Source organism: Fodinibius sp. SL11 (genome assembly GCF_052060035.1).
Lineage (GTDB): Bacteria > Bacteroidota > Rhodothermia > Balneolales > Balneolaceae > Fodinibius.
Genome location: NZ_JBPOEA010000022.1, coordinates 16,590 through 30,588, shown reverse-complemented (window position 1 = coordinate 30,588; position 13,999 = coordinate 16,590). Strand labels below are relative to the sequence as shown.

The following is a 13,999-nucleotide window of genomic DNA, read 5'->3' as shown; positions in this document are numbered from 1 at the left end:
GTACTACTATGGGACGTGCAATGCTTATCATCTGTTCGGCTGCACTTATTTCGCTGGGGATTATAGGAATAAGTACATCTAAAACGGGCAGTTTGCTCACACAAAACAATGTGAATTACGCCTATGAGACCACGGTTAAAAATGCTGCGCATACCGGCATTCAGATTGCCATGCAGAAAATAAGCCAGGATGATGATAATACGGTGTGGATAAAAACCTATGATGCATCCAATCCTTTTAAACCCAATGTTGATAACCCGGTAGATTCGCTTTACACCTATGCTGAATGTTTAAATGATTGCGAAAATAATGACTATTTCGATACCGATACCGTGCGTATTGTGGGTAAGGCTTCGATCTTGCATGGCACAAAAGCAACCTCTGCAGAGGTAAGCAGTGTGTATAGGATGAGAAAATTTGCCAGTTTGGTGCCTGATTTTACCGGTGCTCTACAGTTTCCTACTGGCTATAAATCACTAACTGCTGATGGTACTGCACATAATATAAACGGTAAGGCTACTCATTGCGAAGAAAATAAACCTCCAATTACAGTAGCTCATGATAGTATGAAAACGGATCTTGATAATAATGAGGATCTCAATTTGGACGGGGAAGTAGCTGTTGATGAGAAGTTGGATTATGAACCTACAGATGATTTAATTAAACGCCTTGAAGATCAGGCAACGATTGTAAATTCTGACTATAGTGAAAATTTAGGAACCGCCGATGAACCAGGCGTCTTTTTTATAGATGGTAATGTGAGATTGACTGGTCAACAAAGTGAGGGATATGGTATTATGGTTATTAGAAATACCGCCGATATGGAATATGTAGATGAAAATGGTAACACTGTTGATATTCGAGGGAATTTTGAATTTAATGGGTTGGTCATATTTGAGAATGCCAAACTTTTTGACGGTCGAGGTACGCCCACTATAAATGGATCGGTGTTGGTTGGTGATACGGAGGGCGATCCTGATATTGATCTTAACCTTGGGGGTAATATAACCATCAACTATGATTGCAACGGTGAACAATATGCAAAAATGGCTGCCAATAACCTTGTTAATCAAAATAAATATAATCGCATGGTATCTTACGAGGGCATTTTAATTGATCAATAAGGAGTGCCTAATCTGTTCTGCCTTAGATCAAAATAAGTATACCCGTGTGGTTTCGCTTGATGAGAAAAGCCTTGAAAATAATTGAGGTTTTATTCATATCATTTTTCTAAAAAGCCCCTTTGACCTATCTAATAAAATTCAACAGTGTAGCAATCAGTATAAATTGAAAGGGCAAAGGGATACGCACTGTAAAAAATCACATAATCTGTTTCAGATTACATTACTATCTAAAACATAAGGTTATGTCAGGTCAATTAGCGAATGGTATACCCGCCATCAACTGCCAAGGATTGTCCTGTAATAAATGAAGCCTTATCAGAACACAGCCAGACGACAGCCTCTGCCACTTCTTCGGGTCGTCCAAATCGTCCCATAGGATGCGCAGCCATTAGGTCTTTGCGTTCTTGGCTTTGATCTTCTACAAAGCGATCAATCATTGGGGTTTGAATGGCTCCCGGGCATACCGAATTAACCCGTATGCCCTGCTCAGCATATTCCAGTGCAGCAGTTTTTGTCAATCCATTAATGCCATGTTTGCTGGATACATAGGCCGGAATACCTGCAAATCCCAACAAACCTGCTATGGAAGAAATATTTACAATGGCTCCGTCATGATGGTTGAGCATTTCAGGGATCTCATACTTCATGCAAAGCCAGGTCCCCCGAAGGTTTATGTCAATAACACGTGACCAGTTTTCAATTGAGCATTCCGGAGTGAAAGCTTGCTCACCTTCAATACCGGCATTATTACAAGCATAATTTAGCTGACCTACGCGATTAATCGTTTCTTTGATAAGTGATTTAATTTGGCTTTCTCGGCTGATATCCACTTCGAGTGCCAGTCCTTTTTCCCCTGATTTTTTAATAAGTGCAAGAGTTTCCTGTGCTGCTTCAAGATTTTTATCTGAGACCACAACGAAGGCTCCGTGAACCGCAAAAAGTTCGGCCGTTGCTCTCCCAATGCCAGATCCTGCCCCCGTGACCAGCGCTACTTTTCCTTTCATAATGTATCCTCACTCATTATGGTTATAGTGATCTTGATATAGTACGAGATAAATGAATCAGGTATAGAGGGGTTAAATCCTTAGAAAAAGATAAGGGAAAACAGGGCAGCAACACTTCAGGGGAAAGTTAAGCGCGGTGGAAAATATGAATGTGTATGACATTGTCTTTTCTGACTATATAAGTCTGCCACCAAGCTTTAAAAAACTTAGGTCTTTAGACTTCTCGCGCTGATTTACTTAAAAAGTTCTTGATATCATTAAACGTGCGTAGTTTTCCATACTCCTCCTCGGGGATCTCTATCCGAAGTTCTTCACTGATCCCTACCATCATACTATAGAAATCCATAGAGTCGAGATCCAGGGTAGGTCCCAACTCATCATCAGGTTGTAATTGATTGAGATCGGCTTCTGGAGCAACGCGATGCAGATGTTTTTTGATGATTGTATCGATGTTGTCACTCATAGATCTTGAGGGTGTTGGAGTTGATAGTTTAGTTTTTCCAGGAATTGGGAGCCGGTATGTTCGTCGGTAGCACGATGATCCCCGGCCAATACCACAGAGAGTGTTGGACGTATTCCAATAGAGCCATCGATGGCTTGGGCACGATCGGTAATTTTACCGAAGCCAATTAAAGCCACTTGGGGAGGATAAATAACGCCATACACTTTTTGGGCACCGCGTTCGCCAAGGCTGGTTACGGTGATCGTAGCACTACTTATTTCCCGGCTTCGTAAATGTCCCTCCCGCGTTCTAGTTACCATATCTATAAAATCACTGCGAACCTCATCTAAAGATTTCAGATCAGCGTTAAGAATCGCCGGAATTACAAGTCCGCCCTGACGCAATGAAATCGCAAAACCTATATGGATACCCTCCTCGATATGCATAGCTTCATCTGTCCAGAAGCCGTTGAGCTCCGGGACTTTGGTAAGTGCATTTGCTACTGCTTTGATAAGTAGCATAGACGTTAGCAGGCGTTCATTTACCGATCGGTTTTCGTTTTCGGCGGAGAGCCATTCGAGTGCTGCCTTCATGTCAATGTCTGTTTCCAGGTAATAATGGGGGATTTCTTTATTCGATCGACTCATGGCGGCTGCTATCGATTGACGCATGCTTTTGCCTTCAGCTTTAGAAAGGTGTTCGGCCATTTCTACTTCTTTGTCGAAGGGTTCATTGGACGTTTGTTGCTGTGCAAATGTCTCAACATCGTTACGATGAATAGTTCCGCCTGCTCCACTGCCATTCACCTTGCTGAGATCGACATTCAAATCTTCTGCCACGCGTCGTGCCAATGGAGAAGCTTTAACACGGTGTAATGGGACAGCCTCCTTATGTGGAGTAACTGATTCTTTTGTTATAACTTTCTGCTTTTTATCACCGCGCGTTTCTTTCATCTTATCTTTTGGTGCTTCAGAAAGCTTCACTTTTGCATTTTCTGTTTCTCCTTCTCCATTAATAATGGCCATCACGGATCCCACAGGTATGACTTCTCCCTCATTTGCAACAAGCTCGGTGATAATCTCATCTTCAAAAACTTCAATCATCTGTGATCCCAGGCTTGGCATAATAAATTTACCCATGGAGGCCTCCCATCTTTTTGATTATTTCTACGATAATTTCAGGTTGGGCAGTGAAGCCTGTTCTAAATGCCTTGCGTATGGAGCTTGGTACTTCCCTCTTTTTCAATCCAGTGGAGAGGGCTTCCTGCATTCCATCCGCATGACAGTCGACAGCTTCACAGGCAATGTTAAGCTTGTCTATAGTAGATGTTCCAGATAATTTATCCCACACATGGTCCCACTGAAAAGATGCGTATTCATTTTCATAGTTAACCCAATTGGGTGGATACTTATTTGCAGGTTGTTCCATTAATTCTTTGTGAGACATTGGTCATATCATCTTTTTTGCCGGATAATTCCAGTATATCCAATAGACCAAAGGGGCAAACAAAGGATATCTATTTTTTTGCTGTAGATATATTTCCTACAAGGGAGTTATATGGTGATAGTATTCTTATGAAAAATGATAAAGTCGAAAAAAGTCCGTGTAGAGGTCTACGACAGATCTTTAAAGGCGAGAACTTTCAGGATAAGCCTTACACCACTTTAAGATAAACTATTAATTCACAGGTGATCTACTTTGATTAAATAGTTGAAGCAACAGAAAACTTGAAACTGGTTTTCTAAGGAAGTAGAAGTATATAGAAATATGAAAACAATCATCATGAGAAATTATTTATTGACCATACATTGATGATCACGCAGATCGCAAAAGTTCGAGCTGTAATTGTTGACCTATCTGATTTCAAATAATAAAACCAATCTGAAATAAATCTAATATGAAAGTAACTAATATTCTTTTGTCTTTGTCGCTGTTATTATTCCTTTTGGGCTGTGGTAGTGGAGAAACTTCAGAAAGAGAGCCTGACGAATCACAGCAGGCAGAAGAACAAAAAATGGAGCAACCAAATACGATGAGCCAGGATGTTCGTACTATTGACATCATTGGGATTGATGAAATGAAGTTTGCGGTAGAAAGTGAAATGGATGATATAACAGTTGGACAAACAACAGGTAAAGAAGGAAACTTGTTATTGTTAGAAACTATTGAGGTCAGTCCCGGTGAAGAGATCCGTATTCACCTGACAACAAAGAGTCAACTTCCACCATCAGCAATGGCACATAATTGGATATTGATGGTACTTGGAGCTGATGCCAATGCGTATGTTTCCAAAGCATCTGCAGCGAGAGATCAGGATTATATGCCCAATGAATTGAGTGACCAAGTGTTGTTTCATACTGAGCTGGTAGGAGGAGGGGGAACGACCGAGGTAACCTTTACCGCGCCCAGTGAGCCTGGGGATTACGAGTACCTGTGTAGTTTTCCGGGTCATTATTCGGCAGGCATGAAAGGCTTTTTAGTTGTCAAAAGCGAAGATTATGGCTTATATAAATTTTAACTTGAGACTCTATTAATGGCATCATTTCTAAATGAGATGAGTTACAATAATTACTTAACTTAAAATTTGGAAAACCAAGGTTCTATCGTTGTTTCTCAGCCGTTGAGATAGGTTGTGTTGTGCTGATATTACAACAAGTTCGGCAGGGGATAATTTTTTTAAAGTGACTGTTCGCTTTTTTGAAAGCCTCTTCATCTGTTTTAAAATCTCCCAATTTGGTCATGCCTTTTCTGATGGGCAACCACACACAATTGGACTTATGAAGTTCATGCTTCCGATGCTTAACCCGGTAATTAAAACAGGGGCCTTCTTGTCCAAGAGGGTGTAATTCTTGAATTCCTTACCTTCATCAAAGACAGAATGTACGGTCTCCGGACGTGCCTGTACGATATAAAGCTCATTGCTTCGGTCATCCTTAACCCACTCAATATCCATGGGACGTTGGTAATGCTCTTCAATAGTTTTGGCCCACCGGGCAAGGGTGATGATTTCGGTATCCGTTAACACATACTGCGATTGTTCTTCGGGGGTTGTCTTAACATTTTTAACACTGCTGCCATCATCAGAGCTGTAGATCATTTTCTGCTCCTTATTTCCCAGTTTTTTCTCCACGATGGGTACAATCTTATCATGATCAAGCAGTGGCTTAAAAACAGTAAATTGATCTGGATTGACGATACCGCGCACTACGTTTTCGCCCAACCCCCACGTCCCGTTAATGACAATCACATTTGGAAAGCCCGTTTCGGTGTCGATGGTAAATATGACTCCTGAACTGGCCCTGTCGGCGCGGATCATCTTTTGGATACCAACAGAGAGCGCTATTTTGAAATGGTCAAAGCCTTTCTCTTCACGGTATACAATTCCCCGAGCCGTAAAAAGTGAAGAAAAGCAATTTTTGCAGGCTTCAAGCAGCTCCTTCTCACCGCGTATATTTAGATATGTTTCCTGTAGCCCCGCAAAACTTGCCGAGGGCAAATCTTCAGCCGTAGCGCTGCTGCGTACAGCAACATCTACGTTTTCGGTATCATACTTTTCGGATAATTCTTTATAGTATTTCTTGAGAGGTTGGATAATGGTAGAGGGGATAGCTCCCTGCTGTATCAGGGTACGAATTTCACGGCTTGCCTCCTCGACGGTTATTTTTTTGTCATGATAGCTGCGTAAATAATCTCTTATCGGCGCTTCAAGCTCATTTTCTCTGATAAAAGCACGGTAGGCTGCCGAGGTGGTGGCAAAACCTGAAGGGATGTTGATCCCCAAGGGCTCTAAATGCTGTATCATTTCTCCCAGCGAAGCATTTTTTTCCTCCCACTTCCGAGACATCACTATTTTCAACTTTATGGAGCCATCGTACAAATTTATTCTGATGATTAGTCATAACGGACCTCCCAAGTCCTTGCGAATATTTGCCGTCCAGAGCATATATAAAAGAGGCGGCTGCAAACTTTTAGCGGTTTTAAAAATTACCGTGGAGAAGCGCATAAAATTGCAATGGCATCCTCTTGAAGGATGTAGTCAAATCAAGTGAGTACCCTTAGGAGTAAATACTACAGGAGTTCCATATCAATTCTTACAGAAAAAAATACGCGGTTATTTAGATTTGCAATATAAATGTGAATGAAATGTAGAGCAGTGGTTATGTATGAAATCACAATGAAATTACCTTTTAACGGCCACGAAGTAGATGGTACGCTTACCTTGCCGGTAAAAGCTAAAAGTATGATCATTTTTTCGCACGGTTATGGGCGATCGTCATTAATGCCCCATGAATATCGGCTGGCCTTGGCTTTTCAGCAGGCCGGATATGGCACACTTGTTTTTGATACCCTTGGGGTTTACGAGGATATTCCCGAGGGTCCTCAAAGATTTGAATTCCTCAGCAAAGGTTTGCTTGCTGCTACTAATTGGCTGCACAGCCATTCAGAGTATAATCTCTTGGATTTAGCTTTTTGTGGAAGTGGAACGGGAGCTGGTCCAACGTTGCAAGTAGCATCGGAGTTGGGGAATGTAATTAAAGCCGTTGTTTGCCTGGGTGGTCGTATCGAATTGCAAAAAATGCAACGTTCAGCAATCTCCACCCCAACACTGTTGATTGTGGGAGAGCTTGACTTTGAAGCCCTTGGAATGAATAAGAAAGCGGTATTGCAATTAAACAGTCCCAAGCAGTTGGCCGTTATTTCGGGAGCATCTCATCTATTTGAGGAGCCGGATAAACTGAACGAAGCAGCACATATTGCAGTGTCTTGGTACCGAAAATATTTGGCATCAGGGAAGGAAGAGTCAGAGACACTCTTCAAGCCGACAATTTAAGTAATAGTAAGAATTAATTTAGAGGGGATAGCAGTAGGATATGACGACTATGACAATTGATGGACTAAATTTGCCGGTATCGGATGACGAGATTACTCCAGATCAGATAAAACGATTTTTACAAAGTGTTGAAGAAAGCAGATGTCATTATTACGCCAGCGATTTTCTCGATACACCTGATGAAGACCATTTGGAAGCAATAGAGGAGAGGGTGCAACACATATTTGATGTGTTTCAAACATTGCAGGTTCCCACAGAAAATCATTGCTATTCGGTTTTTCGATGTTCACCGGAATCTGTTGTGTATAAAGATTGGAAGATATCGGACTTGGCCTGTGCGTATATGTTTCTGAATGGGGATCTAACTGATGTTAGAGTTATTGCCGAGCAGCAAAGTCGGCTTCTGAATCAAATATTGAATGCCATTCATCTAAAAAAGATCGCTCCAACAGCTTAGTTTATCCTGTACTTACCTGCAGAAAATATACCAGATATTGGAGACATGCCTTCTTAATGTTATTTAATTGTCATTCTTGAATACGTTTTCTTGCTTCATTTAAACCTTCGGGACATCAGCACCCACATCTCCAAGATATACGATACTGAGCTCTCCCATACCATGTTTGGGTTGCGGTCAGCTATAAAGTGCGTGACGAGTAACATATAAAGACCTGTATAAACATGCTGGGCCTTAAACGCTGGTCAGCTGGCCATTCGATTTGGCGATTGGCTGCGACTGGACTTAACCCGTAACCCTGATAAATAAACAATCCGGACAGAGTTCAGTTTTACACTGCCCCTTTTTTATATATGCCACCCCAACCTTCGAAAGACAGATTTTTATTTTATAAAAAAAAATTCTAATTAGCTCTTTTGGATTTTTGAAGAGTTTCACGTTACGGTTATTAAATAGTTATTTATGTAAAATTATTTGAAATAAATTTTCAGGTCATGAGAAATATTGTTGTTTTATTATTGATAAGCCTTCCATTTGCACTACTCTCTTGTGCTGCTGGAAAACAAACGACCCAGAATACAACCTCAGTTCAATCTGAGTATCAGAAGCCAGAGGTAAGACAACTTGCCGAACAGGTTACTATCAGGCGAACTGACTATGGGGTTCCACATATAGATGCAGAAAATATTCAGTCCGCCGGATTTGCGTTGGGTTATGTGCAGATGGAAGATTATGGCAGAGAAGTCGTAGAAGGGCTGATCCGCGCTCGGGGGGAATGGACCCGATACAATGAAGAAAAAGTAAGCGATCTTGAGTATGCCATTGATTCCGATGCCGCCAACAGGCGCGATTATGTCCGAGCTGTGGAAACCTGGGATGATCTTGAGCAAGATACTCGGAAAATAACAAAAGGTTTTGTTGCTGGGATCAATCGTTATATTGAATTGCATCCTGAAGAGTTTGAGGATTGGGTTCAACCGTTTTTTACTGTTTATGATGTTCATGCACGCGGTATAAACGGACCCAGTAGCTCTTCTATCCGGGACTTTTTGGATGCGCTTGGTAGACGTCAAGAGCAGGAAGAGAATGCAGAGACGGTATCAGATAATGCAACAGGATTAGATGGATCCACATTATGGGCTCGACTTGCAGAACGGGCCGAAGAACCCCATCCCGATGTGGGTTCGAATGCTTGGGCACTGGCTCCGGATCGCACGAAATCTGGAAAGGCTATTCTGGTCCGTAATCCCCATTTATCTTGGGATGCCGGGTATTACGAGGCGCAGGTAACAGTTCCCGGCAAACTGAATTTTTATGGAGATTTCCGAATTGGGCGTCCACTTGGTATTGTCGGTGGCTTTAATGAGCGCTTGGGTTGGGCTACCACAAATAACTACCCCGATCTGGATGAGATCTACGCCTTTGAAGCTGATCCTGAGCGTCCGGATCATTTTTTGTTAGACGGGGCGTCACTACCTATTCAAAAAGAATCAGTAACAATTGAATTTAAAAATGGGAAAAGCATAGGATTGGAGACCCGTGAATTTTTGTCAACGCCATTTGGACCGGTTATCCATCGGGGCAATGGAAAGGTGTATGTGATTAAATCGGCGGGGGACGGGGAGTTTCGTATGGGCGAACAATTTTTGAATATGATGAAATCTCAAAATCTATCCGAATGGAAAGAAGCAATGCGTATGCGGGCCCGGACCGCCTCAAACCTAACATATGCAGATGCAGATGGTAATATTTTTTACGTTTGGAATGCAGCCGCCCCTGACCTGCCACATAAATCGGGGAATGATACATTGGCAGTGGAGGTATCGAGTAGAGATCAAATTTGGAGTGATCTTATCGCTTGGGATGATCTGCCCCAGCTTCACAATCCGGAGGGTGGATATTTGCACAACGAAAATGATCCGTTTCATTTTACTAATCTGAATGAAGTTTTTGATGAGGAGGACTTTCCCGATCATTTCCCAGATCCTCAGTATCGTTTGCGAAGTCAGCATTCTGATCAGCTGATCAATAACGAAAAAAAATTCTCTTTGGAAGATATTGTGGAGCTCAAACACAGTATGGATATGCTGCTTGCCCACAGGGTAAAAGTGGATCTTATAAAGGCAGTTCGCGAACACAATCCAGAGGATGAAATTGTTGAGGCAATAGAACAGATTGAAAACTGGGACAATACCGTGAGAAAGGAAAGTAAAGGGGGGATACTTTTTAAAACTTGGTGGTGGCGATATCAGGAAACTGCCGACTCAACGAGTGTCAATTCATCTCCCGAATCAGCCGGATTCTCTGCTACTCCGGAGCGATTGTTTGATGAGGTATGGTCGCCCGATCATCCGGCTGAAACACCATACGGACTTGCAGATCCTAAGCGGGCTGCCGAAGCATTTGAATGGGCTGTAGAAAAGGCAAAAGAGCGATATGGAGATTGGGATTATGCTTGGGGAGATGTGCATCGTGCACACCTTGGAGACAAAGACTTGGCGGTTGGTGGTTGTACAGGTTTGTTGGGCTGCTTTAGGGTGCTGTGGTTTATTGATCATAAATATGATGATCAGAAGCTTGAAGTAAGAGGAGGTGACGGCTGGGTTTTGGCTGTTGAATTTGGAGATAAACCTAAAGCCTATTCTGTGTTGGCGTACGGACAAAGTGTAAAAGAGGATTCACCATATTTTAATGATCAACTTAAGTTGTTCACTAATAATAAGATGAAGCAGGTTGTTTTTACTGAAGAGGATATTATGAAACAGTTTGTGCGGGAGTATCACCCCGGAGAAGAAGAAAAACGATGAAAAAAGAACGCTGGATTTTACTATAGGTGTAAAGAATTTTATGTGAGACGAAAAATTCCAAACAAATATTCAATCAGTATTTTCTTTAATATCGTACTGATCTAATTTTGAGTAAAGTAATCTTCGATTAATACCCAAGAGTTTGGCTGCCTTGGTTTTGTTCCAGTTAGTTCGATGTAGTCCTTTTAAAATCAGATCTTTTTCTACAGATTTAATTATTTTCTGCATCGGGATATTCCCCTCTTCGCTATGTACTTTATAAATGTCCGAAAAGTCAGATTTTAATGATATTGAAAGGTCTTTTTTTTCAAGAATATCTCCTTGCATCATTACAGTTGCTCTTTCAATAATATTTTCAAGTTCTCTAACATTTCCCGGCCAATGATAGGATTTCAGATAGTTGAGAGCTTCAGAAGATATTACAGTATTCTTTTTTGCGGAATATTTTTTAATAAAGTATTTAGCAAGAGGTTCAATATCATCTAATCTTTCGCGTAGGGGAGGCAATGTGACATTCAAAATATTTAAACGATAATATAAATCTTCACGGAAATTGCCTTTTTCAACCTCTTGCTTGAGGTTTTTGTTTGTAGCTGCAATAACTCTTGCATTTGTTTTTAGGGTTTTCTCGCCACCAACACGTTCAAAAGTGAAATTTTGTAATATGCGAAGCAATTTAACCTGAGTTTGTAAAGTGAGAGCATTAACTTCATCAAGAAAAATTGTACCATTATCCGCCAGCTCAAAACGACCTAAATGTTTTTTAGATGCCCCGGTAAAGGCTCCTTCCTCATGACCAAAAAGTTCACTTTCGAGCAAATTGTCAGGTAGAGCACCACAGTTCACTTTAATAAATGGACCATTAGACCTGTTAGAATGACGGTATATAGCATCAGCAATAACTTCTTTGCCGGTACCACTCTCACCCTGAATTAAAACTGTTGTATCTTTCGGGGCAATTTTTCCAACCAGCTTAAGAACTTCCCGCATTTTTTTACTTACTCCCACAATCTGATCTTCTATGGTAGGCCAATCTGATTCAATTTTTTGTATACTTTCATTACTGAGTGAGTTTAGTTTATTATGTTGGTCGACAGCAGATTGAACTACAGATAAAAATTTATCTATTTCAAAAGGTTTCTCTAGATAATCAAACGCTCCAGCTTTCATTGCTTCAATTGGCTTTTCACTGGAGCCGTAAGCTGTGAACATAATAATTGGGATTCGCTCCGTATTTTTTTTAATGGTTTTAAGGGCTTGGATACCAGATAGTTCAGCCATTTTTATATCCATTAATACCACAATTGGTTGATGGTCCAGAGTCATTTGGATGGCTTCTGTTCCATTCGAGGCTTGTAGCACAGAGTAACCTTCGTCTTCTAATAATTCTACAATATTTAGCCGCATAGAAGGTTCATCATCAGCAACTAAAATGAGGTTTGAGTCCATAAATGAGCTAGTTATATCCTACTTATGAATAGGAAGTTTAATGATGCATATGGTTCCCACAGAAGGTTGTACATTGTTAATGGCTGTAGATTGATCCCAAGTTTTAATAATTGTCTCGTTTTCTTGTGGCTTTTCAAAGTGGATACTGCCATGGTGTGATTTAATAATTTCATTACAAATTGAAAGCCCAAGTCCTGACCCGTTGTTTTTAGTAGTAAAGAAAGGGTCAAAGATCTTTGGTTTTATTTCTTCGGGCATTCCGGTGCCAAAGTCCCTTATAGTAATTTTCGCAAGATTGCTGTCTTCTAAAAACACCGTTTTAATTACCATATTACAATTTTCTGTAGATGCTTGCACCGAATTTTTAAATATGTTGGAAATAACTTGATCAATTGAATCTGGATCTGCATGAACAGGAGGCAAGTTTGAGTCAAAATCAGTTTCATAAGTAATGGTGTAACCGGGAAAAGCTTCAATTAGCCAGTCCATTTTTTCTTTTAGAATGGCATGAATATCAACAGGTTTTTTTTCTTTTCCAATAGGTTTGGAAAAAAGAAGTAACCGTTTAATTAATTTTGAAACTCTGTTAATTTCTTTGTGAACAATTTTTAAGGATTTATCAGATACAAGAGAAACTTTATCCTTCTCCAAGTCAGATTTTCGTAATTTTCTTTCCCAAATTTGGATACGTGTTTTAATAATAGAAATAGGCGTATTTATTTCATGAGCTGTACCGGCGATTAACTTACCAAGTGTTGCCATTTTATCTTTTTGGTATAGCTCTTTTTCTAACTTTTTTCGTTTTCTCTGTTCTTTTTGGCGGGCATCAGTCATCTCGTTAATGGCCTTACTTATCACGCCAAGTACACCACGATATTCTTTTAAACGATGAGAGGAGTCGTGTTTCATTTTTTGAAGCCCTTCTTTTATTTCTGCCATACGCTTTTTAATTGTCCATACAAGGATAATTGTAATAAATATTCCTAATAAAATAGCTCCCAACGTGAGAAAGAAAGTTCCACTTTGGATATTTTGTGAGGTTGAGAGCTTGCGCTCAATATGGATTCTGGCCCAGGCAGCACCTACAATTTCTCCATTTACATAAATAGGTTTTGTAGAAAGTGGAAAGATTGCCGGATCAAACTGATGAAGTTCTGTAATTAACGAATCAGTTTGTATTGTTGATCGGGCTTGTTTCCTTATGATATTATACGATCTGGGAGGCGGGCCAAATGCTGGTTTTGGTTCGGCAATAGTGGGAAAGCTGTATCCAATAAATTCATCCAACCGATAAAAATAAAAGCCTCCTTCCAGTCGATGAAAATTTGTTAAGATCTCTTTGACATCTATCGATAATAGAGAGTCCGCTAATCGTTCCTCTTGTTTTGTGATTCTTACCTTCCCCTCCAAGTATTCATTCCAGATTGGGGTTAAGTCTTGTTCACTTCCTAATATAAGTTTTTTAACAGCTGTTTGGGTAATGTTTTTATTGTCTTTAATAATCTCATCTGCAGATTTTAAAACTCCCTGGTAGAGGTAAAATGATATAATAGTGACAAAAAGAATTACAAAAGCTGATATTAATAAGAGCTTTTGATTAGTGGGAAATTTCATAACTAAATGGACTCAAGCTAAGTGTAATGTGATTGTGTTAGCTGCAGAAATAATGCCATTCCTGATAATGTTTGTATATGAAATCTTGGGTTAATAATTATTACTATCTCGTGTGTTATAACAGCACACTGTTGTAATAAAACAGCACATAGATCTGTAAGTATTAAGGCTTTTTAATAAAGTTTATGCTCATAATAAGCATGGCATAGTTATTGTCACCTATTAAATGCGGTCTTGGGTAGGAAAAATATTTCTTTAAATATAAAACTGT

12 protein-coding genes are annotated in these 13,999 nt (G+C 40.2%); 5 read left to right on the top strand and 7 right to left on the bottom strand.

What is annotated here, in order from left to right; all coding sequences use genetic code 11:
- Positions 1-1,124: hypothetical protein (locus ACQ76V_RS15240; RefSeq protein WP_441001377.1), on the top strand; the 1,124-nt coding region annotated here is incomplete at its 5' end.
- Positions 1,125-1,378: 254 nt separating this feature from the next.
- Here ACQ76V_RS15240 and ACQ76V_RS15235 read toward each other — a convergent pair.
- From ACQ76V_RS15235 to ACQ76V_RS15220, 4 genes are all read right to left on the bottom strand, one after another.
- The gene (locus tag ACQ76V_RS15235) at positions 1,379-2,128 is read right to left on the bottom strand and encodes a glucose 1-dehydrogenase (RefSeq protein ID WP_441001376.1); all 750 of its coding nucleotides are present in this window, start codon (positions 2,126-2,128) and stop codon (positions 1,379-1,381) included.
- A gap of 214 nt (positions 2,129-2,342) precedes the next feature.
- A complete protein-coding gene (locus ACQ76V_RS15230; RefSeq protein WP_441001375.1) occupies positions 2,343-2,591 on the bottom strand; it encodes an acyl carrier protein in 249 nt (82 codons plus the stop codon).
- Positions 2,588-3,709 (bottom strand): dihydrolipoamide acetyltransferase family protein, encoded by a 1,122-nt coding sequence (locus ACQ76V_RS15225; protein WP_441001374.1) that lies wholly within the window; start codon positions 3,707-3,709, stop codon positions 2,588-2,590. The genes ACQ76V_RS15230 and ACQ76V_RS15225 overlap by 4 nt, the downstream gene beginning before the upstream one ends.
- A complete protein-coding gene (locus ACQ76V_RS15220) occupies positions 3,702-3,998 on the bottom strand; it encodes a hypothetical protein (RefSeq protein WP_441001373.1) in 297 nt (98 codons plus the stop codon). The genes ACQ76V_RS15225 and ACQ76V_RS15220 overlap by 8 nt, the downstream gene beginning before the upstream one ends.
- A gap of 469 nt (positions 3,999-4,467) precedes the next feature.
- Between ACQ76V_RS15220 and ACQ76V_RS15215 the strand changes: the two genes are divergently transcribed.
- Entirely contained in the window at positions 4,468-5,088 is a 621-nt protein-coding gene (locus tag ACQ76V_RS15215) for a plastocyanin/azurin family copper-binding protein (RefSeq protein WP_441001372.1), read from the top strand.
- Positions 5,089-5,307: 219 nt separating this feature from the next.
- Here ACQ76V_RS15215 and ACQ76V_RS15210 read toward each other — a convergent pair whose 3' ends face one another.
- Complete coding sequence (locus tag ACQ76V_RS15210; RefSeq protein ID WP_441001371.1) at positions 5,308-6,414, bottom strand: PEP/pyruvate-binding domain-containing protein; 1,107 nt, start codon at positions 6,412-6,414, stop codon at positions 5,308-5,310.
- A gap of 315 nt (positions 6,415-6,729) precedes the next feature.
- On the opposite strand from ACQ76V_RS15210, the gene ACQ76V_RS15205 reads away from it, so the two are divergent.
- From ACQ76V_RS15205 to ACQ76V_RS15195, 3 genes are all read left to right on the top strand, one after another.
- A complete protein-coding gene (locus ACQ76V_RS15205; RefSeq protein WP_441001370.1) occupies positions 6,730-7,401 on the top strand; it encodes an alpha/beta hydrolase family protein in 672 nt (223 codons plus the stop codon).
- Positions 7,402-7,441: 40 nt separating this feature from the next.
- On the top strand, positions 7,442-7,858 hold the full coding sequence (locus ACQ76V_RS15200; RefSeq protein ID WP_441001369.1) for a hypothetical protein: 417 nt from the start codon (positions 7,442-7,444) through the stop codon (positions 7,856-7,858).
- Between the two features lie 494 nt (positions 7,859-8,352).
- On the top strand, positions 8,353-10,665 hold the full coding sequence (locus ACQ76V_RS15195; RefSeq protein ID WP_441001368.1) for a penicillin acylase family protein: 2,313 nt from the start codon (positions 8,353-8,355) through the stop codon (positions 10,663-10,665).
- A 69-nt stretch (positions 10,666-10,734) separates the two neighbouring features.
- Here ACQ76V_RS15195 and ACQ76V_RS15190 read toward each other — a convergent pair whose 3' ends face one another.
- A complete protein-coding gene (locus ACQ76V_RS15190; protein ID WP_441001367.1) occupies positions 10,735-12,114 on the bottom strand; it encodes a sigma-54-dependent transcriptional regulator in 1,380 nt (459 codons plus the stop codon).
- A gap of 18 nt (positions 12,115-12,132) precedes the next feature.
- Positions 12,133-13,728: an ATP-binding protein gene (locus ACQ76V_RS15185; RefSeq protein WP_441001366.1), complete on the bottom strand. Its 1,596-nt coding sequence runs from the start codon at positions 13,726-13,728 to the stop codon at positions 12,133-12,135.
- Positions 13,729-13,999 lie beyond the last annotated feature (271 nt).